At 75.4% G+C, this 22,900-nt stretch carries 25 protein-coding genes; 10 read left to right on the plus strand and 15 right to left on the minus strand.

Annotation, left to right across the window (positions count from 1 at the left end; all coding sequences use genetic code 11):
• Nucleotides 1–729 (plus strand): tRNA (guanosine(46)-N7)-methyltransferase TrmB, encoded by a 729-nt coding sequence (gene trmB / locus FBY24_RS04305; protein ID WP_142158369.1) that lies wholly within the window; start codon nucleotides 1–3, stop codon nucleotides 727–729.
• Nucleotides 726–1,505, plus strand: a complete 780-nt coding sequence (locus tag FBY24_RS04310) for a LysR substrate-binding domain-containing protein (protein ID WP_142158371.1) — start codon at nucleotides 726–728, stop codon at nucleotides 1,503–1,505. The genes trmB and FBY24_RS04310 overlap by 4 nt, the downstream gene beginning before the upstream one ends.
• Nucleotides 1,506–1,551: 46 nt before the next feature.
• On the opposite strand, the gene FBY24_RS04315 is transcribed toward FBY24_RS04310, so the two are convergent.
• Nucleotides 1,552–2,196 (minus strand): dihydrofolate reductase family protein, encoded by a 645-nt coding sequence (locus FBY24_RS04315; protein WP_142158373.1) that lies wholly within the window; start codon nucleotides 2,194–2,196, stop codon nucleotides 1,552–1,554.
• Between the two features lie 124 nt (nucleotides 2,197–2,320).
• Complete coding sequence (locus tag FBY24_RS04320) at nucleotides 2,321–2,596, minus strand: ribbon-helix-helix protein, CopG family (protein WP_140459502.1); 276 nt, start codon at nucleotides 2,594–2,596, stop codon at nucleotides 2,321–2,323.
• Nucleotides 2,597–2,785: 189 nt separating this feature from the next.
• On the opposite strand from FBY24_RS04320, the gene FBY24_RS04325 reads away from it, so the two are divergent.
• Entirely contained in the window at nucleotides 2,786–4,369 is a 1,584-nt protein-coding gene (locus FBY24_RS04325; protein WP_255432219.1) for a methyl-accepting chemotaxis protein, read from the plus strand.
• A 71-nt stretch (nucleotides 4,370–4,440) separates the two neighbouring features.
• Here the strand turns inward: FBY24_RS04325 and FBY24_RS04330 are convergent, their stop codons facing one another.
• Nucleotides 4,441–6,921, minus strand: a complete 2,481-nt coding sequence (locus FBY24_RS04330; RefSeq protein WP_142158377.1) for a glycogen/starch/alpha-glucan phosphorylase — start codon at nucleotides 6,919–6,921, stop codon at nucleotides 4,441–4,443.
• 176 nt (nucleotides 6,922–7,097) lie between these two features.
• Between FBY24_RS04330 and FBY24_RS04335 the strand changes: the two genes are divergently transcribed.
• From FBY24_RS04335 to FBY24_RS04350, 4 genes are all read left to right on the plus strand, one after another.
• Nucleotides 7,098–7,475, plus strand: a complete 378-nt coding sequence (locus FBY24_RS04335) for a hypothetical protein (protein ID WP_142158379.1) — start codon at nucleotides 7,098–7,100, stop codon at nucleotides 7,473–7,475.
• Nucleotides 7,462–8,976: a cell wall metabolism sensor histidine kinase WalK gene (locus FBY24_RS04340; protein ID WP_255432220.1), complete on the plus strand. Its 1,515-nt coding sequence runs from the start codon at nucleotides 7,462–7,464 to the stop codon at nucleotides 8,974–8,976. The genes FBY24_RS04335 and FBY24_RS04340 overlap by 14 nt, the downstream gene beginning before the upstream one ends.
• The gene (locus tag FBY24_RS04345) at nucleotides 8,973–9,638 is read left to right on the plus strand and encodes a response regulator transcription factor (protein WP_142158381.1); all 666 of its coding nucleotides are present in this window, start codon (nucleotides 8,973–8,975) and stop codon (nucleotides 9,636–9,638) included. The genes FBY24_RS04340 and FBY24_RS04345 overlap by 4 nt, the downstream gene beginning before the upstream one ends.
• A 147-nt stretch (nucleotides 9,639–9,785) precedes the next feature.
• Nucleotides 9,786–11,171, plus strand: a complete 1,386-nt coding sequence (locus tag FBY24_RS04350) for an MFS transporter (protein WP_142158383.1) — start codon at nucleotides 9,786–9,788, stop codon at nucleotides 11,169–11,171.
• 114 nt (nucleotides 11,172–11,285) lie between these two features.
• Here the strand turns inward: FBY24_RS04350 and FBY24_RS18900 are convergent, their stop codons facing one another.
• The 10 genes from FBY24_RS18900 to FBY24_RS04395 all read right to left on the minus strand — a co-directional run bounded on the left by FBY24_RS18900 (nucleotide 11,286) and on the right by FBY24_RS04395 (nucleotide 18,493).
• The gene (locus FBY24_RS18900) at nucleotides 11,286–11,750 is read right to left on the minus strand and encodes a hypothetical protein (protein WP_160158422.1); all 465 of its coding nucleotides are present in this window, start codon (nucleotides 11,748–11,750) and stop codon (nucleotides 11,286–11,288) included.
• On the minus strand, nucleotides 11,747–12,976 hold the full coding sequence (locus FBY24_RS04365; protein WP_142158387.1) for a phosphotransferase: 1,230 nt from the start codon (nucleotides 12,974–12,976) through the stop codon (nucleotides 11,747–11,749). Before FBY24_RS04365 ends, FBY24_RS18900 begins: the two co-directional genes overlap by 4 nt.
• A gap of 107 nt (nucleotides 12,977–13,083) precedes the next feature.
• On the minus strand, nucleotides 13,084–13,569 hold the full coding sequence (locus tag FBY24_RS04370; RefSeq protein WP_142158389.1) for a hypothetical protein: 486 nt from the start codon (nucleotides 13,567–13,569) through the stop codon (nucleotides 13,084–13,086).
• A 341-nt stretch (nucleotides 13,570–13,910) separates the two neighbouring features.
• Nucleotides 13,911–14,033, minus strand: a complete 123-nt coding sequence (locus tag FBY24_RS19370) for a hypothetical protein (protein WP_255432221.1) — start codon at nucleotides 14,031–14,033, stop codon at nucleotides 13,911–13,913.
• A 130-nt stretch (nucleotides 14,034–14,163) separates the two neighbouring features.
• Nucleotides 14,164–14,340 carry a hypothetical protein gene (locus FBY24_RS18905; RefSeq protein WP_160158423.1) on the minus strand — a complete coding sequence of 59 codons (177 nt, stop codon included), beginning with the start codon at nucleotides 14,338–14,340 and terminating at the stop codon, nucleotides 14,164–14,166.
• Between the two features lie 68 nt (nucleotides 14,341–14,408).
• Entirely contained in the window at nucleotides 14,409–14,648 is a 240-nt protein-coding gene (locus FBY24_RS04375; RefSeq protein ID WP_142158392.1) for a hypothetical protein, read from the minus strand.
• A 71-nt stretch (nucleotides 14,649–14,719) separates the two neighbouring features.
• Nucleotides 14,720–15,523 carry an ABC transporter permease gene (locus FBY24_RS04380; protein ID WP_142163172.1) on the minus strand — a complete coding sequence of 268 codons (804 nt, stop codon included), beginning with the start codon at nucleotides 15,521–15,523 and terminating at the stop codon, nucleotides 14,720–14,722.
• A gap of 77 nt (nucleotides 15,524–15,600) precedes the next feature.
• Complete coding sequence (locus FBY24_RS04385) at nucleotides 15,601–16,593, minus strand: ATP-binding cassette domain-containing protein (RefSeq protein WP_142158394.1); 993 nt, start codon at nucleotides 16,591–16,593, stop codon at nucleotides 15,601–15,603.
• A gap of 129 nt (nucleotides 16,594–16,722) precedes the next feature.
• A complete protein-coding gene (locus FBY24_RS04390) occupies nucleotides 16,723–17,253 on the minus strand; it encodes a potassium channel family protein (RefSeq protein WP_142158396.1) in 531 nt (176 codons plus the stop codon).
• A 91-nt stretch (nucleotides 17,254–17,344) separates the two neighbouring features.
• Nucleotides 17,345–18,493 carry an iron-containing alcohol dehydrogenase gene (locus FBY24_RS04395; protein ID WP_142158398.1) on the minus strand — a complete coding sequence of 383 codons (1,149 nt, stop codon included), beginning with the start codon at nucleotides 18,491–18,493 and terminating at the stop codon, nucleotides 17,345–17,347.
• Nucleotides 18,494–18,666: 173 nt separating this feature from the next.
• Between FBY24_RS04395 and FBY24_RS04400 the strand changes: the two genes are divergently transcribed.
• A complete protein-coding gene (locus tag FBY24_RS04400; RefSeq protein ID WP_142158400.1) occupies nucleotides 18,667–19,749 on the plus strand; it encodes an ATP-binding protein in 1,083 nt (360 codons plus the stop codon).
• Nucleotides 19,750–19,758: 9 nt separating this feature from the next.
• Here FBY24_RS04400 and FBY24_RS04405 read toward each other — a convergent pair whose 3' ends face one another.
• Nucleotides 19,759–20,103 carry an SHOCT domain-containing protein gene (locus tag FBY24_RS04405; protein ID WP_142158402.1) on the minus strand — a complete coding sequence of 115 codons (345 nt, stop codon included), beginning with the start codon at nucleotides 20,101–20,103 and terminating at the stop codon, nucleotides 19,759–19,761.
• Between the two features lie 48 nt (nucleotides 20,104–20,151).
• A complete protein-coding gene (locus FBY24_RS04410; RefSeq protein WP_142158404.1) occupies nucleotides 20,152–20,610 on the minus strand; it encodes a DUF6325 family protein in 459 nt (152 codons plus the stop codon).
• A gap of 182 nt (nucleotides 20,611–20,792) precedes the next feature.
• Here FBY24_RS04410 and FBY24_RS04415 point away from each other — a divergent pair, with 182 nt between their 5' ends.
• Together FBY24_RS04415 and FBY24_RS04420 are read left to right on the plus strand one after the other, a co-directional pair.
• Entirely contained in the window at nucleotides 20,793–22,670 is a 1,878-nt protein-coding gene (locus tag FBY24_RS04415; RefSeq protein ID WP_255432222.1) for an alkyl/aryl-sulfatase, read from the plus strand.
• 2 nt (nucleotides 22,671–22,672) lie between these two features.
• The gene (locus FBY24_RS04420) at nucleotides 22,673–22,885 is read left to right on the plus strand and encodes a hypothetical protein (protein WP_142158409.1); all 213 of its coding nucleotides are present in this window, start codon (nucleotides 22,673–22,675) and stop codon (nucleotides 22,883–22,885) included.
• The last annotated feature ends 15 nt before the right edge of the window (nucleotides 22,886–22,900 follow it).

Here is a 22,900-nt window from a genome sequence, read left to right on the forward strand (position 1 = left end):
GTGGCTTCCCGGGACGTGTTCACCCATCGGGCGGCGCGCCCGCACGAGCCGCTGCGCACGTTCCACCCGCGCCGTTCACCGCTGGGTCGTGACCGTTCCGACGCGCTCGACCGTTTGTTCGACGTGCACGGCTTCTCCGTCGACGACCCCCGGCACGCTCCCCCGCTGACCGCGGACGGGCTGCTGGACACCGAGGCCCTGTTCGGCCGTCGGGCGCCGGTGGTGCTGGAGATCGGCTCCGGGATGGGTGAGGCGACGGCCGCGATGGCCGCGGCGGACCCCGCGCGCGACTGGCTGGCGGTCGAGGCGCACCTGCCGGGTGTGGCGGCGCTGCTGGTCCGCGTCGAGCAGGAGGGGCTGACCAACGTGCGGGTCGCGCACGGCGACGCGCTGCGGCTCGTGCGTGCGCACGTCGCGCCCGGCAGCCTCGACGCGGTCCACGCGTTCTTCCCCGACCCGTGGCCCAAGGCGAAGCACCACAAGCGCCGGCTCGTGCAGGCCGAGCACGTCGCGCTGCTGCGGGAGCGGCTGCGCGTCGGCGGCACCCTGCACGTGGCGACCGACTGGGCGGAGTACGCCGAGCAGGCGGTCGAGGTGCTCACCGGCGACCCAGCCCTGGTCGGCGGCGTGGTCGACCGCCCCGCGCACCGCCCGGTGACGCGGTTCGAGCAGCGGGGCCTCGACCTGGGCCACGCGGTCGTCGACGTGGTCGTGGAGAAGGTCCGATGAGGCTGTGGCTCGTGCCGGGCGTGACCCCGGACCGATGGCTCAAGGTGTGGGCGCAGCGCCTGCCCGACGACCCGCTGGACGTGGTGCGCGGTGGCTCCCGCGAGGCGGTCGCGGCCGTGCTGGCCGGCGACGTCGACGCGGCCGTGGTCCGCCTCACCCCGGTGGACCCGACGACCGGCGACCGGCTGGACGCGCCCGCCCCGCCGGGCCTGGCGACGACCACACCGAGCACCCGCGACGGCTGGGCGGTCGTGCCGCTGTGGACGGAGGACACGGTCGTCGTCGTGCCCAAGGAGCACGTGCTCACCGTCGTGGACCAGGTCGACGCCGCCGACCTCGCCGACGAGCCCCTCGTGGTGCCCGCCGACGACGCCCTCGGCTGGCTGCCCCCCGGCCACGACGCGGACGTCACGCAGGCCCCGGACGTCGCGACCGCCGTGGCGCTGGTCGCCTCCGAGGTCGGTGTGCTGGTGCTGCCCGCGGCGCTGGCCCGCGCGCACCGCGACGAGAGCACCACGGTCCGCCCCGTGCCCGACGCCCCCGGCTCCCCCCTGGCCCTGGTCTGGCGGGTCGACGCGGAGCACCCGCACGCCCAGGAGCTCGTCGGCATCCTGCGCGGCCGCACGTCCGCGAGCTCCCGAGGCACCGCGACCCCCGACCCCGAGCCGCGCCCGGCCCGCAAGGCCACGCCCCCGCCGGCGCGCGGCCGCCGCACCCCGACCGGCCGCCCCTCCCCCGCCGCCCGCACGGGCAAGGGCCGCCCCCGCAGCCGCTGACGCTGCGGCCCGACCGGCGACGGTCAGCCATCGACGGGTCGGGCGGTCAGCGCCGCCAGAGCAGGTGGTGCACCACCCCGCTGGGGCTGGGGACGACGTCGTGGTGGTAGCGGTCGTCGAGCTCGTCCGGGGACTCCCAGAGCCGGGTGCCCGAGCCGAGCTCGAGCGCGGCGACCGCGACGTGCAGGGTGTCGACCAGGTCGGCGTCGAGGAACGCGCGGATGGTCTGCGCGCCCCCGCCCAGGCGGACGTCGCGGCCCTGCGCGGCCGCGCGCGCCCGGTCGAGGACGTCCTGCGGCGTGGCGTCGACGAAGTGGAACGTCGTGGCGCCCAGCGCGAACGAGGGGCGCAGGTGGTGGGTGAGCACGAAGACGGGCGTGCGGAACGGCGGCTCGTCGCCCCACCAGCCCTGCCACGCGTGGTCGACCCAGGGGCCGCGGTGCGGGCTGAACTTGTGGGCGCCCATGATCTCGGCGCCGATGCCGTGGTGGAAGTCGCGCGCGAGGTGGTCGTCGAGACCGCGCGACCCCCCGGGCGACGTCCGACCGGGGAAGCTCGCCGTGCCCAGCAGCCACGACATCAGCACCCCGGGGTCGGCGTGCCCGAAGGGTCGTTCCAGGCTCTGGTCGTCTCCGGCGCCGTACCCGTCGGCGGACACGGTGAAGCTCTGGACCCTCAGCAGCTGCGGCATGACGCTCCTCGTCTCGGTCTCCACTCTGACCGCCGGAACCGCCCGTACTCATCGCCCGTCGGCCACCAGACCAGCTGGCGTTGAACAGGTCGGTGCCCATGCCCGCATACCTGCGCCGGCCCGCTCACTCGACGTCCGACAGAGCACCCGCCACGTCCTCGGCGCTCGGGGACGGGATCCCGAGACGGGCGTAGACCGTGTCCGCCGGACGCGCCGGCACCCGGCCGGAGCGCGCGTCCTGCGCCTCCGCGAGCAGGCGCTGATCACGCTCCACGCGTTCGACGTGGGCCTCCAGCGCATCAAGCACGAGGGACGCACTGGTGCGTTGCGTCGCCGTCGCCAGCCGGTCGAGCCGGCGGAGGAGGTCGTGCGGCAGGCGCACCGTGATGACGTCTCCCATCTGTCGGAGGGTACGCGCGCCGCGATCGGCGCCTTGGTGATGCACCACGTCCCCGTGTCGGACGTCCGTCCACTTCACCCGCTGGGGGCCTCACCCGGGTGAGGGGCTGTGCCGTTGGGGTTGTGACGGCCGTCACCACCGATGGCTCCCGCCTGCCGACCACTCGGCCGACCGACAGGAGCAGCACCCGTGCAACGCAGCACTCGTTCCCTCACCGTCCGCCAGCGCCTCGCCGCGCTCGTGGCGCTCACCGCCCTCACGCTCGTGGCCGTGACCGTCGTCGCCGTCGGCGGCGTCGAGCGGCGCATCACCGACGAGCGGACCGTGGCCACGCAGCACGTGGTCGAGACCGCGCTCGGTGTCGTCGAGCACTACGGCGCCCTGGCCACCGCCGGCACGCTGCCGGAGGCCGACGCGCAGGCGCAGGCCCTCGACGCGCTGCGCGCCCTGCGGTACGGGGGCGAGGAGTACTTCTGGGTCAACGACATGGGCCCGACGATGCTCATGCACCCCATCAAGCCGGAGCTCGACGGCACCGACCTGACGATGAACGAGGACCCGGACGGCCTGCGGCTGTTCGTCCGCATGGTCGAGGTCGTGCAGGCCGACGGCGCCGGCGTCGTGGCGTACCAGTGGCCCAAGCCCGGTGCGGAGGACCCGCAGCCGAAGATCTCCTACGTCGCCGGGTACGAGCCGTGGGGCTGGATCGTCGGGTCGGGCATCTACGTGGACGACGTTCGCGCCGCGGCCGTCGCGGACGCCCGCGGGATCGTGGCCGTCGCGGCGCTCGCGCTGGCCCTCATCACGGCCCTGGGCGTGGCCGTCTCGCGGTCGATCACCCGCCCGCTGGCCCGCGCCACGCAGGTGCTGGCGTCCGGGGACCTGCACGCGCGGCTCGACGAGGGCGCGGGGCGCACCGAGCTCGAGCACCTCGCCGCAGCGCTCAACGGCACGCTCGACAGGACCGCGGCGGCCGCCACCGAGGTCAGCGCCGCCGCGTCCGCGGTGAGCGCGTCCGTCGACACCCTCGTCGGCACCAGCGAGGAGCTCTCGGGCGCCGTGCAGGACTCCAGCGCCCGCTCCCGCGACATCGCGGCGAGCGCCGGGCAGGTGGCCGACCGCATCGAGTCCGTCGCCGCCGGCGCGCAGCAGATGGACGCGTCCATCGGGGAGATCTCGCGCAACACCGCCGACGTGGCGGCCATCGCCGCGCAGGCCGTCGAGATCGCCGCCCGCACCACCGGCACCGTCGAGGAGCTCGGCACGTCGTCGGCGCAGATCGGCTCCGTCGTCCAGGTCATCACCGGCATCGCGGAGCAGACGAACCTGCTGGCGCTCAACGCGACCATCGAGGCGGCGCGCGCCGGCGACTCCGGCAAGGGGTTCGCGGTCGTCGCCGGCGAGGTCAAGGACCTCGCGCGCGAGACGGCCCGGGCCACCGGCGAGATCGCCGGGCAGGTCGAGGCCATCCAGGGCGCCGTCGCCCGGGCCGTGGAGGAGATCGCGCAGATCAGCGACGTGGTCCGCCGCATCGACGACTACCAGTCGACGATCGCCGGCGCCGTCGAGGAGCAGTCCGCCACGACCGCGTCGATGGCAGGGTCGGTGGCGTCCGCGGCCGACGAGGGCCGCGGCATCGAGGACGGCCTGCAGGTGGTCGAGCGCGCGCACGACCGGTCTCTGGAGTCGATCAGCACGATCCGGGACGCCGCGCACGACCTGCGCAGCACCGCGACCCGCCTCACGGAGTCCGTCGCTGCCCTGCGGGGCTGACGACGCACGAGGGCGGTTGACGACGCACGAGGCCCCCGCCGGGTGGCGGGGGCCTCGTCGCGCGTGGGTGGTCAGCGGGAGACGACCGGCGGGGTGTGCCAGATGCGGTCGATGTAGTCCCACATCGACCGGTCCGAGGAGAAGAACCCGGAGCGGGCGACGTTGAGGATCGCGGAACGGGTCCAGCCCTCGACGTCGGCGTACGCGGCGTCGACGCGGTCCTGCGCGTCGACGTACGACCGGTAGTCGGCGAGGGCGAGGAAGCGGTCCTCGGTGAGCAGGTTCTGCACCAGGGGGGCGAAGACGCTGCCGTCGCCGCCCGAGAACGTGCCCGACGCGATGAGGTCGATCGCCCGCTTGAGGGCAGGGTCCTCCTCGTAGTAGCGGCCCGGCTGGTAGCCGGCGGCGACGAGGTCGGCGACCTGCGGCTCCAGCAGGCCGAACAGGAAGAAGTTCTCGTCGCCGACGAGCTCGCGGATCTCGACGTTCGCGCCGTCGTCGGTGCCGATGGTCAGGGCACCGTTGAGCGCGAACTTCATGTTGCCCGTGCCCGAGGCCTCCTTGCCGGCGAGCGAGATCTGCTCGGACAGGTCGGCGGCGGGGATGAGCGTCTCGGCGAGCGTGACGTTGTAGTTCGGCGGGAACACGACCGTCAGGGCGCCGCCGAGGCGGGGGTCGTCGTTGATCGTCGCGCCCACGTGGTTGATGAGCCCGATGATCTGCTTCGCCATGTGGTAGCCGGGGGCCGCCTTGGCGCCGAACGCGAAGACCCGCTTCTGCATGGTCGCGGGGTCGAGCTCGCCGCGCAGCACCCGGTCGTACAGGGTGACGATGTGCAGCACCTTGAGGGTCTGGCGCTTGTACTCGTGCAGGCGCTTGACCATGACGTCGAGCATCGCGTCCGCGGGCAGCGTGATGCCGTCGCGGGCCTGCAGGAGCGCGCTCAGGCGCTCCTTGTTGTGGGCCTTGACCGCGCGGAACTTCTCGCGGAACTCCTGGTCGTCGGCCAGCGGCTCCATGCCGCGCAGGCGCTCCAGGTCGGTGACCCAGCCGACGCCCACGGCCTCGGTGATGAGCTCGGACAGCGCCGGGTTGGACAGCCGCACGAACCGCCGGGGCGTGACGCCGTTGGTCACGTTGGTGAACTTGTCGGGCCAGTACGTCGAGAAGTCCGGCAGCACCTTGTCGCGCAGCAGGTCCGAGTGCAGGGCCGCGACGCCGTTGACCTTCGAGCCGGCGACCGTGGCCAGGTACGCCATGCGCACCGAGCGCTCGGGCCGCTCGGCGATGATCGACATGCGCTCCAGGAGCGCGTCGTCGCCCGGGTGCTTGGCGGCGACCTCGGCGAGGAACTCCTCGTTGATGCGGTAGATGATCTCCAGGTGCCGCGGCAGCAGGCGGCCCATGAGCTCGACCGACCAGACCTCGAGCGCCTCGGGCAGCAGGGTGTGGCACGTGTACGCGAAGCACTGCTGCGTGACGGCCCACGCCTCGTCCCAGTCCCACTTCTTCTCGTCGACGAGCACGCGCATGAGCTCGGGGACGGCGATCACCGGGTGGGTGTCGTTGAGCTGGAAGATGATCCGCTCGGGCAGGCGGTGCAGGTCGAAGTCCTCGGGCAGGACGTAGTCGACGAAGTCCTTGATGGAGCACGCCACGAAGAAGTACTGCTGCTGCAGCCGCAGCTCCTTGCCCTGCGGCGTGGAGTCCTCCGGGTACAGGACCTTGGAGATGTTCTCGGCGAACGTCTGCGCGCGGACGGCGTCGACGTACTCGCCGGAGTTGAAGATCTGCAGGTCGAAGGCCTGCGTGGCCTTGGCCGACCACAGCCGCAGCGTGTTCACGCGGCCGTTCTGGTAGCCGGGGACCATGTAGTTGAACGGCACGCCGAGCACGTCCCAGTCGTGCACCCAGCGGGTGCGCTCGACGCCCTCGTCGTCGTACGTCTCCGTGCGCCCGCCGAAGTGCACGGTGACGGCCGCCTCGGGGTGCGGGAACTCCCACGGCGCACCGAGCGCGAGCCAGTTGTCCGGCTGCTCGACCTGCCAGCCGTCGACGAACGTCTGGCGGAAGATGCCGTAGTCGTAGCGGATGCCGTAGCCGATGCAGGGCACGCTCATCGTGGCGAGGGAGTCGACGAAGCACGCGGCGAGGCGTCCGAGGCCGCCGTTGCCCAGGCCGGGCTCGGTCTCCTGGTCGCGCAGCGTCTGCAGCTCGATGCCGAGCGACGCGAGCCCCTCCTCGACGACCTCGGTGAGGTCCGTCGCGAGGAGCGCGTTGTCGAGCTGGCGTCCCAGCAGGTACTCGGCGGACAGGTAGGCGACCGACTTGGCCTGCGCCTCGCGCTGCCGCTGGAGCGTCTCGAGCCAGCGCGCCATGAGGTACTGGCGCACCGTGCGCGCCAGCGCCAGGTACTGGTCGTTGACGCTCGCGCGCTCGAGGGTCACGCCCTGGCCGAAGCTGAGCTCGCGGAGGAACTCCTTCACGAACCCTTCGACGGTGTTCTGCGGGGAGGTCACCACCGCGCTGCCGTTGACACGCTTGTCAGTCACTTGCGCAACGCTAGCCAGCCCAGCGGGGATCGGCCAGGCTCTAGGGCCTGCGCGTTGCTCACGCTCGCGTGCCGGTGCGCGTGTCGCCGCGCTCCTCTCATCTGCGTCTCATCGCCGCGGGGCATGCTCGACCGGTGGACGCGCCCGCCGTCCGCCCGCCGACCACGAGGAGCCGCATGCGCACCCGGGAGACCGCCGCCGCCGCGCGCCCGGCCCGCCGCGGGTCGCTCGTGGCCGTGCTCGTGCTCGCCGTGCTGCTGCTGGTGGGGGTCGCCGCGGTCGTCCGGGCCGTCGCCGCCCCGCCGGACGACGTCGTGGTGGGCGACCCCGTGCGCGTGACCACGAGCCCGGCACCGGCACCGACGGACCCCGCACCCACCGGTCCGGCCGACCCCGCGACGGGCAGCCCGACGCCCTCCCCCACGCCGTCCTCCACCCCCGACGCCGTCGAGCCGGCCCCGCCCGTCGACCGGGACGACGATGACGATGACGACGACAGCGATGACGACGACGACAGCGACGACGACTCGGGCTCCGACGATGACGACCGCTGAGCCGACGCAGGCCGTCCCGGTCGTCCGGCCCCTGCCGCCCGCGCCGCCCGCCGGGCGGACCGTGACCGTCCGGGTCCGCATCCTCGGCGCCGTGCTCGTGGCGACCGCAGCCGCGCTCGCGCTGTCCGGCGGCGTCGCGGCCCTGCTCAGCGGCGTGCGCACCGACGAGCGGATCGACGACGAGCTGCGCCGCGCCACCGAGCAGGTGCGGGTGCTCGCCGCGGAGGGCGTGGACCCGCGCACCGGCGGACCGTTCACGTCGGCGCGCGAGGTCGTCCGCCTGGCGATGTCCCGCACCGTGCCCAGCCGGCACGAGGGCATGGTCGGGCTCGTCGACGGCCGGGTCACCGACGTGGCCGCGGACTCGGTGCTGCTGCGCCCCGAGGACGACGCCGCGCTCGTGGCCCGGCTCGCCGCCACCGACCCCGCCGCGGGCGCACGGCTGGTGACGGTCCCCGGCACGCTCACCGACTGGCGCGTGGCGGTCGTCCCCGTGGTGGCGGCCGGGCCCCAGGACGCCGCGGTGCTCGTGCTCGCGTGGGACCGCACCGCCGAGCGCCGCGAGCTCAGCACCGTCTTCACGACCTACGCCTGGGTCGCGGCCGCCGCGACGCTGCTCGTCGGGGTCGTCGGGTGGGTCGTCGCCGGGCGGCTGCTGCGGCCCATCCGCCTGCTCGGGCGCACCGCGCAGCAGATCACCGACACCGACCAGACCGCCCGCCTGCCCGTGCGCGGCAACGACGACGTCGCCGAGCTCACGCGCGCGTTCAACGCGATGCTCGACCGGATCGAGGACGCCGTGGGTGCGCAGCGCGCCCTGCTCGACGACGTCGGCCACGAGCTGCGCACCCCGCTGACCGTGGTGCGCGGGCACCTCGAGCTCATGGACACCTCCGACGCGGCCGACGCCGAGGAGACCCGCACCCTCGCGCTCGACGAGATCGACCGCATGGGCCGCCTCGTCGAGGACCTCATGACGCTGGCGACCGTGGGCAGCGGGGAGTTCGTGCGGTTCGCGCCGCACGACGCGGGCGCGCTCACCGACACCGTGTCCGGCAACGTCCGCGCGCTGGGGCCGCGCCGCTGGGGCGTGCAGGAGCGCGCCGAGGGCGAGGTCCTCGTCGACGCGCAGCGCCTCACGCAGGCGTGGCTCCAGCTCGCCGCGAACGCCGTGAAGTTCTCCGACGACGGCTCGACCGTCCTGCTCGGCTCGCGCGTCCACGACGGGTGGCTGGAGCTGTGGGTCACCGACGAGGGCGTCGGCATCGCCCCGGGCGACCTCGACCGGGTGTTCGACCGCTTCGCGCGCGCCGACGAGGACGAGGCACGACCCGGCGCGGGACTCGGGCTCGCGATCGTCTCGGCCATCGCGCATGCTCACGGCGGGGACGTCGGCGTGCGGTCCGTGCGGGGCGAGGGCTCGACCTTCACCGTGCGGGTGCCCGTGGACGGCCCCGCGCCGCAGACCCCCACCGACGACGCACCCGGAGGCACCCCGTGACGCAGATCCTCGTCGCCGAGGACGAGGCCCGGATCGCACGGTTCGTGGCCAAGGGCCTGCAGGCGCAGGGGTACGCGAGCACCACCGTCGCCACGGCGCGCGAGGCCCTCGACCTCGCGTCCAGCGGGGACTTCGACCTCATGGTGCTCGACCTGGGCCTCAAGGGCGGCGACGGCCTCGCCGTGCTGCGGGCGCTGCGGGGTCAGGGCAGCCGGCTGCCCGTCATCATCCTCACCGCCCGCTCGACCGTGCGCGACGTCGTCGCGGGCCTCGACGAGGGTGCCGACGACTACATGGCCAAGCCGTTCCGGTTCGAGGAGCTGCTCGCCCGGATCCGGGTGCGGCTGCGCGCCGACCCCGCCGACGAGCCGACCGTGCTGCGCGCGGGCGACCTGTCGCTCGACGTCCGCTCGCGCCGCGTGAGCGTCGACGGCCGTGACGTCGACCTCTCGGCCCGCGAGTACGGGCTGCTCGAGGCGTTCCTGCGGCACCCCGGCCAGGTGCTGTCCCGCGAGCAGCTGCTCTCGCAGGTGTGGGGGTACGACTTCGACCCGTCGTCCAACGTCGTCGACGTGTACGTGCGCTACCTGCGCGGCAAGGTCGGCGCGGACCGCGTCGAGACCGTCCGCGGCATGGGCTACCGCCTCGCGGCACGCGACTGACCCGACCGGCGGGTGCCCCGGAAACCCCGTGACAGGCGGGGCCCGCCCGGGCGAGCCTGGGTGCGGCCGTCGGCGCACCCGCTGAGTCCTGGCCCCGCCCCCGGTCTGCACCCGGGACGACGACCCCCGAGCCGACGGAGGCCACCCGTGCCCACCACCCCTGACGACGCCGCCCCGGCCCTCGACGAGCCCGCCCACCACGCGGGCCCGCGCGCCGCCGACGTCTCGCTCGCGCAGGCCCCGCTCACCGAGGCCGACCGGCCCGGGTGGCGGCGCGACGTGACGATCTTCCTGTCCGGCCAGACCGCGTCGCTGCTCGGCTCGATGCTCGTGCAGTACGCGATCATGTGGCACCTGACCCTGGAGACCCGGTCGGGCACCGTGATGGCCCTGTACGCGGTGTTCGGGTTCCTGCCGCAGGCCGTGGTGTCCGTGTTCGGCGGCGTGTGGGCCGACCGCCTCGACCGCCGGCTCCTCATCGTCGGCGCCGACGCGACCATCGCCGCCACCACGCTCGTGCTCGCGCTGCTCATGCTCTCCGGCTACGACGACCTGTGGCTGCTGTACCTGGTCTCCGCGATCCGCTCCGCCGGCGCCGGCATCCAGACCCCGGCCGTCGGCGCCCTGCTGCCGCAGATCACCCCGACCGACAAGCTCATGCGCGTCAACGGCATCAACGGCACCATCCAGTCCGCGATGATGCTCGTCGCCCCGGCCGTCGCCGCCGGGCTGTACGCGTCGGCGTCCCTCGAGACGATCTTCTTCGTCGACGTCGTCACCGCCCTGGTCGGGATCGGGCTGCTGCTGCTCGTGCCCGTGCCGCGCCTCGTGCGCACCGACCAGGTCGCCGGGGTGCGCGGCTACGTCGCCGACCTCGTCGGCGGCGTCCGGTACGTGGCCGGCCACGCGTTCGTGCGGTGGGTGCTGCTCATGTGGGGCGTCGTGTTCGTGCTCATCGTCGCCCCGTCGTTCCTCACGCCGCTGATGATCGTGCGGTCCTTCGGCGACGAGGTGTGGATGCTCACCGTCAACGAGATCGCGTTCAGCGGGGGCATGCTCGTCGGCGGCATCGTCGTGGCGGCGTGGGGCGGCCTGCGCAACCGGGTCGCGATGGTGCTGCTCACGACCGGCGGGTTCGCGCTGGTCAACGTGGGCCTCGGGCTGTCGACGAACCTGTGGGTGTTCTTCGGGTTCATGGTGCTCGTCGGCCTGGGTGTGCCGTTCTTCTCCACGCCGACCATGACCGTGCTGCAGGAGACCGTCGAGCCCGACCGGCAGGGCCGGGTGTTCGGGTTCGTCGGCATCGTCATGGCCGTTGCGATGCCGCTCGGCATGTCGGTGTTCGGGCCGCTCGCCGACCGGTACAGCGTCGAGTCCCTCCTGGTCGCGGCGGGGGTCGCGCTGATGCTCGTCGTCGTGGCGGCCCTCGTGCTGCCGTCGGGCCGGCGGGTGCTGCGCCAGGGCGCCCCCGCGCAGGAGGACGCCGAGCCGGCCGACGCGACGGAGGCCGACGCCGTGCCGGCACCCCGCTGAGACCAGCACGGCCCTGCGCGGGCCCGCCCGCCGGGGACGGGTCCGACGCCGCCGCGCGGAGGGGCGTGGCGGCGTCGGACCGTCAGCCGTGCCGGGGCACGGCCGTCGTGAGGGTCACGGCGTCGGCGCGGTGGGCGCCGTCTGCGGCGTCTGCGCGGTCTGCGCCGAGACGGGGCTCGCCGGGGTCACCACGCTCGGCGGCGTCTGCGGCGTGAGCGGGCTCGCGGCCGTCTGCGGCGTGAGCGGGCTCGCGGCCGTCTGCGGCGTGGGGGCCGAGGCGGGCGTGACCACCGAGGCCGGCGTCTGGGCCGTCTGCGGGGTCTGGGCCGACATGGCCGTCACCGACGTGACCTGGCTGCCCGGCGCGGTCGCGGTGGGGCTGGCCGACGCCGACGGGGTCGCCTCGGGCGTGGACGACGGCGTGCTCGACGGGCTGGTGGACGGCGTCGCCTCCAGCGTGATGCCGGGCTGCGGCGTGGTGTCGTCACGGGTGTCGGCGAAGGCGCTCGTCGCGGCGACGACGCCGGTCACGCCCAGCGCACCGGTGACGACCCAGACGGCGGTGGTCCTGCGGTTCATGATGCTCTCCTCTCGAGGGTGCCGCGGTGCGGCACGGGGACGGCCGTCGAGGGCCGACGGACGAGCTCGCGGGCCTGGTCGAGCCAGGTGCGCGCGAGGTGCTCCGCGGGCCGGGACGCGGCCAGCGAGAGCAGGACGGCGGCGGCGCGGGCCCGCAGCGCGTCCGGGTCGACGACCCGGTCGGACGCCGCGAGGAACGCGTCGCGCAGGCCGGGCACACGGTGGTACCCGGGGTCGAGGGTCGGCAGCACCGTCAGGTGCGCGGCGAGGCAGGCCAGGTCGTCGACGCGGTGGCCGGGGCCGAGGGTGTCGACGTCGATGAGGCCGAGGGCGCCCGCGCCGGGCCGGCCGTCCCACCACAGGTTGGCGGGGTGCAGGTCGCCGTGGGTGGCCACGACGGGCCCCGGGTCGGCGTCGGCGAGGACCGCGGCGACGTCGGCCGCGACGGCCCGGACCGGGGCGTCGGGCAGCGCGCGGGCGAGGGCGTCGGCGTAGCGGTCGAGCCGGTCGGCCGGGGTGCGGCGCGCGGGCAGGGCGGTCGCGGCGGAGGGCAGGGCGTCGAGGAGGTCGAGCACCGCGGCGGGCTCGGGCGCCGCACCGGCGTGCAGGTGGTCGGCGAGCGGGCGGCCCGTCGCGTCGGCGAGGACCACCAGGCCGGGTGCGTGCGCGACCGTCGCAGGCACCCGCACCCGGGCGGCGCGCAGCAGGTCCAGCCGGTGCCCGAGCCCCGCGGCGACGTCGGGCCGCAGCACCTTGGCCCAGCGCCGCCCCGCGGGCGTCGCGGCCACCGTCACCGCGCGGCGCAGCGGCCGGTAGGCGACCACGCCGAGGTCCGTGACGGTGCCCGCGTCGCCCGCGGCCCGCAGCAGCTCCCCGAGCAGGGCGGGTGTGGTCGCGGTGCCCAGGGCCGGCAGGGCCGGGTCCGCGGGGTGCGCCCACACCGACACCGTGCACCCGTCCGTGCCGGTCAGGCGGGCGACGCCGGGCGCGTCGGCGGGCAGGTCGGCCGTCGTCGCGACCAGGTACAGCTCACGCGGCGCGACGCCGGCCCCGCGCACGGCCGCGGCCCGGACCGCGAACCCGACGCTCGTCTCGGCCCCCGGCCGGGCGTGCACCGCGTGCCGTTCCCACGACGCCGCCCGCAGCCCCTCGCCCGCGAGCGCGGCGTCGAGCACGCCCTGGGCGTCGGGGCCGAGCAGCAGGTCGGCGGGTGCGGTCGTCGTCATGGCCCCTATCCGACCCCCCGCCCGTGGGGGGACCGTGAGCCACGGATGAGAGCCCTGTCATCTGCCGGTGCAGGCCGGACCGACCGGTCGGGCCCTGGCCCCCAGCGTCAGGGGGAGGGAGGGCCTGCCGATCGTGCGGCGGCCCGCGCATGCAGGCCGGTCAGCAGCAGCACTGCGGCACCCACGCCCGCAGCGAGGCCGATCGACCGGCCGACCTCGGAGCTCCTGCCGTCCATCGGCGCGAGACCGGCCCACACCCAGACCACGTGCAGCGCGGCGACGCTCGACGCGAGAGTCGCGCCGACGACCGACCAGGGCGCGGCCACGTGTCGCCGCCGGGCCTCCCGCCGCACGAGCAGGACGGCGGCAACCGCGACGACAGCCAGTCCCACGAAGCCGGGCGCTCCGAAGAACGCGACGAACTCGACCTGGTTCGGCCCCGGGTCCGTCGACGGGTGCTTGCTGCCCTCCTCGCACCACTCGGAGAAGGTGAGCATCACCCAGAAGAGTGCAGGCACGCAGGCGACGACGGTGGCGGCCGTCGCGAGCACGGTCAGCGCCAGCGCCCGTGCCACGGCGGATGTCGAGGTCACGGGCATGACAGGCAATCACGGTGCAGCCATCGGTCGCCGACGAGGCGATGCACCTACGCCTCGTCGGCGGTCACGCTCGTGCGACGCGTGCCGACCGCGGCCCTGGTGCGCTCGGCGCAGCACGGCCGCGAGGGCGAGCAGGGCCGTCGGCACGATCACCAGGCCGCACACCCATCCCGGCGAGCGGGCGGGGAGCGTGAGCACCATGAGGGTGCCGATCAGCGTGACGCACGCGATCGGCACCCCCCAGGCGAAGGGCGGGGAGTCGCGCCAGTCGTTCGAGATCCGCACTGCTCGACGGCTCCTTCGGTCGATCGGGGAAAGGCGTGCGACGAGCCCGGTCAGGGGGTGCCGCTGAGGCCGCCGCGGCCGGCGGGCGGGACGACCGGCGTCGCGGGGTCAACGAGCGTGTCGTCGTCCTCCGCGTCGTCGGGCGCGGGCGGTGCGACGGGGGCCGTGCTCACCACGGGGTCGGGGACGTCGTCGCCGTGCGGGGTGGTGCCGCGTCGGTCATCGTGGCCTCCTCGGCGCTGAGTGCAGGTCCGTCCAACGTAGGTCGGTGCGGCCGGTCCGGCGCGGGAAGGCCCGGGAGGCTCAGAAGGGGACGCCGCCCGTGGTGCCGGGGCGTCCGCCCGGCGACAGGGGCAGGTCCGTGGACGTGCCGGCCGGGGTGCTGTCGCGCGAGGGCGGGGCCTGCGGCGCGGTGGCGCGCACCGGGTCGGGCGGCGCGTCGGCCGGGGTGGGCGTGGCGTCGGGTGCGGGGTGGGCCATCGTCGTCTCCTCGGCGGTGAGGTGCGTGGGCGGCCAGGCTAGCGGTGCCGGTGCCGGTCAGGGCCTGGTCAGGCGTCCGGGTCGGGCGTGCTCCCCGGGGCAGGGCGGGTGCTGCGGTCGACGAGGTAGGTGCGGCCGGCGGCGTCCTGGACGCGCTCGAAGCCGGCCTGCAGGCCCTGCTCGCGCTCGCGCTCGGCGTCGGTGGCGGGACGGCCGGGGCGCTGCGGCGGGGCGACGGACGCCGGGCCGAGCAGGTACTTGGCCAGCCACGCGGTCATGTCGAGCTTCTCGCGCCGTCCTCGCACCACGTCCGCCTCCCCTCGGTGCCCGCCGGCGGCGGGCAGGGACCCATCATCCCTGCCCGCCGTCGGAGGTGGCGTCAGTGGGCCGTCCGGCGGTACCGGGCGGTGGCCAGGGGCGCGAACACCAGGAGCATGACGACGACGCACAGGAGCGTGTAAAGCGCGGGGTTCTGCATGGACCACGCGTCGGAGACCTGGGCGGCGGGGTCGGCGTTGCCGAACAGCTCCCGGCAGGCCTGGGTGAGCGTCGAGACGGGGTTCCACTCGACGACGGTGCGCAGCACGGACGGGAACGACTCCAGGGGGACGAACGCGTTGGAGACGAACGTCAGCGGCATGATGACGATGAACGAGGCGTTGTTGATGACCTCGACGCTGGGCACGAGGACGCCGACGAGCGCCATCACCCAGCTCACGGCGTACGAGAACGCGAGCAGCAGGGCGAACGCGGCGGCCGCGTCGAGGAGCGACCCGCGCACCCGCCAGCCCACGAGCAGGCCCGTGAGCGCCATGATCACCAGCGACAGGACGTTGTAGACGACGTCGGACGCGGTGCGGCCGGCGAGCACCGCGGACTGCGACATGGGCAGCGACCGGAACCGGTCGATGATGCCCTTCTGCATGTCGTCGGCGATCCCCGCCCCGGTGAACGTGGCCCCGAAGACGACGGTCTGGGCGAAGATCCCCGGGATGAGGAACTCCCGGTAGGGCACGCCGTCGCCGGGGTCGATCGCGCCGCCGAAGACGTACGCGAACAGCAGGACGAACATGATCGGCGAGATCAGCACCGAGACGAGGATCTCGGGCACCCGCACGATCTTGATGAGGTTGCGCTTGGCGACCACGTGGGTGTCGACGGCGACGCGGACGAGGGTGGGCATCGGCCTCGCCGCGGCCGGCGTGCCGGTCGGGGCGTGCGTGCCGCTCGTCGTCGGGGTGCCGGTCGGGGTCTGCGTGCTCATCGGGCCACCTCCACGGTGTCGGTGCGGGCGTCGGCCGGCGCCGGGGGCTCCTCGGCGGTGCGGCCGGTGAGGGTGAGGAACACGTCGTCGAGGGTCGGGCGCCGCAGGCCGACGTCGAGCACCTCGACCCCGTCGGCGTCGAGCCGTTCGAGCACGAGCCGCAGCGACCGGGCGCCGTCGGCCACGGCCGCGGAGAGGGTGCGCTCGGTGCTGCCGTCGTGGACGCCGTCGCCGGTGGCGACCGCCCCGAGGGCCCGACGGGCCGCGTCGCGGTCCTGCGGCCGGGCCAGCACGAGCTCGACGCGCTCGCCGCCGACCTGCGCCTTGAGGGCGTCGGCCGTGCCGCGGGCGATCGCCAGGCCGTGGTCGATGACGACGATGTCGTCGGCGAGCCGGTCGGCCTCCTCCAGGTACTGCGTGGTGAGCAGCACGGTCGTGCCCGCGCGGACCAGCTCGGCGATGACGTCCCACATCTGCAGCCGGCTGCGGGGGTCCAGGCCCGTGGTCGGCTCGTCGAGGACGACGACGGGCGGCTCGGCGACCAGCGCGCACGCCAGGTCGAGGCGCCGGCGCATGCCGCCGGAGTACGTCTTGGTGGGGCGCCCGCCCGCGTCCGTGAGGTCGAACCGGCCGAGCAGCTCGTCGGCGCGGGCGACGGCCCGCCGGCGCCGGAACCCATACAGCCGGCCGATCATCTCCAGGTTCTCCGCGCCCGTGAGGTTCTCGTCGACGGCGGCGGACTGGCCGGACAGGCCGATCTGCCGCCGCGCCGCCTCCGGGTCGCGCACCACGTCGGCGCCCGCGACCCGTGCGGTGCCCGCGTCGGGGCGCAGCAGCGTGGTCAGGATGCGCACCGCCGTGGTCTTGCCCGCACCGTTGGGCCCCAGCAGGCCCAGCACGGTGCCCTCGGGGACCTCCAGGTCCAGGCCCCGCAGCGCCTCGACCTCCCCGTACCTCTTGACCAGCCCGTGGGCCTCGATCGTCGCCATGCCGCCCCTCCTCGTCGTCCGTCCGCCGTCGGTCCGCCGTGGTCACGCCGGTCCGCCCTGCACTGACCGGCCCCGCGGCGGGGACTCGTCGGCCTCACCCGTCCCGGACCACGCTGCCGCAGGTCGCGGTCAGGGGATGTCCTCTTCTCCAGCGGCCCGTGCGTCGCCGTCCCCCGAGCGGGCCGAGGCCAGGAGCGTCACCGCGGTGGTCACCACGACGACGTCGAACAGCATCTGCACCACGACGAGCAGCCGGGCCCCCTGGCTGACCGGGGTGATGTCGCCGAACCCGACGGTCGTCAGCGTCGTCACGGAGAAGTAGAGGGCGTCGAGCTTGGTGCGCAGCCCGGTGAAACCCGCGGACTCGACGTACGCGACGGCGGCGAAGAACACGACGACGAGCCACACGACCGCGAGCAGGACCCACAGCCGCTCGGCGAACGACCGGCCGTGGGTCACGGCGCCGCGCACGAGCCGGGCGACGAGCGCGACCAGCGCGCCCACGCACACGACGAGCAGCACGGCGCGCACCGTGCCGGACGTGCCGGCCAGCGCCGACGCGTCGAGCGGCGCGACCGCGTAGGCGGCGCCGGTCACGACCATCGTGAGCAGCGTCAGCGCACGGACGCCCCGGCGTCCCGGTGGGAGGTGCACCGCCACGGCTCACCTCCGGCGCGGGACCGTCGTCTGCCCACCGAACGTACTCCCGGCGGGACGGCGCGTCACGCGTGCGACGGTCCGGGTCGGACCGTCAGGCCGAGGCGCGCAGCACGTCCTCGACCTCGGCGGGCGTGAGGGTCACGGGGTTGCCGCGCATGCTGGAGGCGGCGAGCGCGGCACGGGCCACGTCGGGCACGGCGGCGTCGTCGAGCCCGAGCGCGCGCAGGCCGCGCAGGCCGAGCGGGGCGAGGGCGTCGCGCAGCCACGGGGCCGCGTCGTCCGCACCCGCCGTGGGCCGGCCGGTGAGGGCCTGGGCGGCGCGGGCGTAGCGGCGCAGGGCGTCGCCGTCGGGGTCGGAGCGGCGCAGGGCGGCGACGTTCGCGGCCGTGGTGGCCACGAGCACGGCGGCGCAGATCTCGCCGTGGCCGGCGTGCACGGCACCGCCGAGCGCGGCCGCAAGCCCGTGCACGGCACCGAGGCGGGCGTTGGCCAGCGCCATGCCGGACAGCAGCGCCGCCAGGGACATGTCGGTGCGGGCGTCGAGGTCGTCGCCGCGCGTCGCGGCCCGGGCCAGGCTGCGGCCGGCGCGGACGAGGCCGTCGAGCGCGAGGGGGTCGGTCAGGGGTGTCGCGGCCGGGGTCGTGAAGGCTTCGAGGCACTGCGTGAGGGCGTCGGCGCCGGACGCCGCGGTCACCGCGGGCGGGCAGCCGAGGGTCAGCACGGGGTCGACGAGCGCGAGGGCCGGCAGCAGGGCCGGGCCGCGCAGGCTGGCCTTGACGCCGTGCTCCGGCACCAGGACGGGGGCGTTGGCCGTGACCTCGGCGCCCGTGCCGCTCGTCGTCGGGACGGCCACCACGGGGGTGCCCGGCGCCGGAAGCGGAAGGCCGCGGCCGACGACCTCGAGGTGGTCGAGCACGTCGCCCGTGCCGCGGTGCAGGGCCGCGACGGCCTTGGCCGTGTCCAGCACGGACCCGCCGCCCCAGCCGACGACGACGTCGGGCCCGAACGCGCGGGCCACCTCGACGCCCGCCCGCACCCCCGCGACGTCGGGCTCGCCGCGGCGGCGCCACACGTGCACCTCGTCGAGCTCGTGACCGGCGGCCCGGACCAGCACGTCGACGTCCGCGTGCCCGCCGGCGACGACCAGCGCGCGACGGCCCAGCGACGCGACGAGAGCGGCGGCGTGCTCGGCCTCGCCCGCACCCACCACGACCCGGCCCGCGGTACTGAACGTCGGCACGCTCGCCTCCTGCCCGCCGGGCACAGCACCCGGACGTCCCGAGGCTAGGCCCGCCCGGGCCCTGGCGCGCAGGACGCAGGACCCGGCGGTGTCCGTCGCGCCGCCTTCCGCGACGACGCGCTCCGCGGGATGCTCGGACCGGGGGCCGCGCCGGTGCGGCCGGAGGGGGACGCATGACCACGCTCGAGATCGGCACGCTCGTCGACGAGGCCGGGGCACCCGCGCTGCTCGACGCGACCCGGTTCAACCGGCACACGTTCTGGTGCGGGCAGTCCGGGTCGGGCAAGACGTACGCGCTCGGCGTCGTGCTCGAGCAGCTGCTGCTGCGCACACGGCTGCCGCTGCTCGTGCTGGACCCCAACGGCGACTTCGTGCGGCTGCACGAGACGCGGGCCGGGGCGCCCGCCGACGTCGGGGACCGGTGGGCGGACCTGGGGGTGCGGGTCCTGCGCTCGGGGGACGCACCCGGGGAACGCCTGCACGCCCGGTTCGTCGACCTGCCGCTGCGCTCGAAGGCCGCCGTGCTGCGCCTGGACCCGCTGGCCGACCGGGACGAGTTCAACGTGCTCCTGCACATCGGCGAGCACGTGCGCTCGCACGAGCCCGAGCTCCTGCACCGCTATCTCTCCGAGGCCGACGACCCCGCCCACGCCGCGCTGCTGCGCCGCATCGAGAACCTCGGGACGCTCGGCTGGGACCTGTGGGCGCGCGGCGAGCAGTCGGTCGAGGACGTCGTGGACACCCGCCCGCGCGCGACCGTCATGGACCTCGGCGGCTTCCGCGACCAGGGCGAGCCGCAGGCCGCCGCGCTGGCCGTGCTCGACCACCTGTGGGCGACGCGGGAGCGGCGCGAGCCCGTGCTCGTGGTGGTCGACGAGGCCCACAACATCTGCCCGCCCGACCCCGTGACACCCCTGGAGACGGCGCTGACCGAGCGGGTCGTGCAGATCGCCGCCGAGGGACGCAAGTTCGGCCTGTGGCTGCTGCTGTCGACGCAGCGCCCGTCGAAGGTGCACCCGAACGCGCTCTCGCAGTGCGACAACCTCGGCCTCATGCGGATGAGCTCTCCGCGGGACCTGGCCGAGCTCACCGACGTCTTCGGGTACGCACCCGCCGACCTCGTGGGCGCGTCGCCGCGCTTCCCGCAGGGGCGTGCCCTGTTCGCGGGCGGGTTCACCGGCGGACGGGCCGCGCTCGTCCAGGTCGGTGCGCGCCTGACGCCCGAGGGCGGGTCGGACGTGCGCGTGCCGCTGTGACCGGGCGGGTCACACGGTGCCGAGCAGACGCCCCTTCGCGGCGGTGAACTCCGCGTCGGTGAGCAGCCCGACCTCGCGGAGCCGGACGAGCTCGGTGATCTGCGCCATGAGGTCGGGTGCGGCGGCGGGCGGCGGCGTGGCGGCGGGCGGTGCGGCCACCGCCTGCCGCGCCGCGTCCTGCCGCGCGGCCTCCTCGGCGGCGGCCCGCGCCTGCTGCTCGGCCCACGACTCCTGGGCGCGGGCCTGCTGACGACGGGCGACGGCCCCGGCCGAGGCCTGCGCGGTCCCGGCGATGACGGCGGTGCGGGCGGCGGTGCCGAGGAGGCCCGGCCTGCCCGTGCGGCGCAGCGGCATGGTGCTCCTTCTCTCGTGCGGACCTGCGGGACCGACCTGCACCGCAGCTCAGGTGCCGGCGGCGACCAGCTCGTTGACGACCTCGGCGGGGATCCGTTCGCTCGCGAGCATGATCCCGTCGGCCGCGCGCGTCGCGCGGGCCAGCGCCGTCGACCACACGTGCTCCACCACGAGGACGACCACGACGCTGCCGGGCGCCACGTCGCCGGCGACGTCGGCGAGGTCCTCCTCGGACGTCAGGCCCTCCCCCACGAGGCCGCCGACGACCACGGCCAGCGAGCCCGTCGGGTCCTCGATCTCCCGCACCTCGAGCACCGTCGACGTGCCGTCGAGGCCGCGCCGCAGCACCACCGCGTCGACGAGCCGGATCCTGCCCTGGGCCACGAGCGCGGCGACCTCGTCGACGACACCCGGCGGCACCCGCTCGCCCGGGAACGCCAGCGCGACCATCTCCACCGGCCCGAGCCCCGCCCCGGCGGCGGGGCCGCCCTCCGACGTCGCTGCCACGTCACGCTCCTCGCCTCGACCCCCCGCCGGCCCCACGGCCCGGCCCGGCCCAGCCTGGCCGTCCGCGGCCGCGGCGCCCTCACCCGTCAGGGATGAGGTCCCGCCGCAGGCCGGCGGGGCAGGGTCGGGGCACGGGGCGCCCGCCCCGCCCGGCACGTCCGGGACCCGCGGAGGAGACGCCCGTGCCCGTGCACCCCGACATCGCGGCCCAGCACGCCGCGCTGCTCGCCACGCTGCCCTTCCACGACGAGCAGGACCTGGCGGACGCCGACCGCGGCTTCCTCGGCGCCCACCCCACGGGGGTGGTCCGCGACGCGGCCGGCCGGGTCGTGTGGGACGCCACGTCGTTCGACTTCGTCACCGGCCCGGCGCCGCTGACCGTGAACCCGAGCCTGTGGCGCCAGTCGGGCCTGGTGCGGCGCCACGGCCTGTACGAGGTCGTCGAGGGCATCTACCAGGTGCGCGGGCTCGACCTGTCGAACATGACGATCGTCGAGGGCGACCGGGGCGTGCTCGTCATCGACCCTCTCATCTCCGCGGAGTGCGCCGAGCAGGCCCTGGCGCTGTACCGCGCGCACCGCGGCGACCGCCCCGTCACCGGGCTGCTGTACACGCACAGCCACGCGGACCACTTCGGCGGCGCCGCGGGCGTGACCACGCAGGAGGCCGTCGACGCCGGCGACGTCGTCGTGCTCGCCCCGGCCGGGTTCGTCGAGCACGCCGTCGCGGAGAACGTGTACGCCGGTACCGCGATGGCCCGCCGCGCCGGGTACATGTACGGCGCGTCCCTGCCGCGCGGGCCCGAGGGGAACGTCGGGGTGGGGCTCGGGGCGACGACGTCGACGGGCACCGTCACGCTCATCACGCCGACCGTCGACGTGACGCGCACCGGGCAGCGCGAGGTCGTCGACGGGATCACGCTCGAGCTCCAGCTGGCCCCCGACAGCGAGGCCCCGGCCGAGATGCACGTGTTCCTGCCCGACCACGCGGCCCTGTGCGTCGCGGAGAACGCCACGCACACCCTGCACAACCTGCTGACCCTGCGCGGCGCGGTCGTGCGCGACCCGCGGCGCTGGGCCGGCTACCTCACGGAGGCCGTCGACCTCTACGGCGACCGCACCGACGTCGTCCTCGCGTCGCACCACTGGCCCACGTGGGGCCGCGAGCGCGCCCTGGAGTACCTCGAGCTGCAGCGGGACCTGTACGCGTACCTGCACGACCAGACGCTGCGGCTGGTGAACCAGGGGCTGACCGGCCCCCAGGCCGCGGAGGCGGTGCGGCTGCCGCCCGCGCTGGAGGACGCCTGGCACGCGCGCGGCTACTACGGGTCCGTCAGCCACAACGTCAAGGCGGTCTACCAGCGGTACATGGGCTGGTACGACGGCAACCCCGCGCACCTGTGGCAGCTGCCGGCACCGGAGTCGAGCCGACGGTACGTCGCGTGGATGGGCGGCGCGGACGCCGTCGTGACCCGGGCCCGGTCCGCGTTCGACGAGGGCGACCTGCGGTGGGTCGTCGAGGTGCTCGACCACGTCGTGCAGTCGGAGCCGGACCACGCGGCGGCGCGCACCCTGCTCGCGGACGCGCACGAGCAGCTGGGCTTCGGCTCCGAGAACGGCACGTGGCGCTCGGTGTACCTGTCGGCGGCGCACGAGCTGCGCCACGGGGCGTTCGGCACCCCGGCGTCCACGGCCTCGGCGGAGGTCGTCGCGAAGCTGACCGTCGACCAGCTGCTCGACGGCCTCGCGATCCGGGTCGACGCGCCGCGCTGCTGGGACGAGCGGATCGACCTGGACCTGGAGGTCGACGGTGACGCGGCGGTCCGTGCGACGCTGCGGAACGGGGTGCTCGTGCACGGCGGCTCCGCGCGCGGGCCGGCGGACGCCCGCGTGGTCGCCACGCGCGCGGTCCTCACGGGCGTGGCCGTGGGCGCCCTGACCCTGCCGGAGGCGCTCGCGGCGGGGCTGCGGGTCGACGGCGACGTCGGTGCCCTGACCCGCCTGCTCGGCTTCCTGGACGAGCCCGACCCCGGGTTCCCGATCGTGACGCCGCCGGTCTGACCGTGCTCTACCACCTGCGGGTCCGCGGGGACCTGCCGCCGGTGGCGGGCCTCGCGCTGCCCGGTGCGGTGGTGGTCGACGTCGTCGACGACGTGCACGTCGTCTCGTGCCTGCTGCCCGACGCGGCGGCCGTCACCGCAGCCGTGGCGTACCTGCACGACCTCGGCCTCGTCGTCGAGGGCCTCGGGCACGTGGAGGACCCCGGCGGGGCGTGAGCGCCGCGACCGCGT

This window comes from Cellulomonas sp. SLBN-39 (assembly GCF_006715865.1).
Taxonomy (GTDB): domain Bacteria; phylum Actinomycetota; class Actinomycetes; order Actinomycetales; family Cellulomonadaceae; genus Cellulomonas.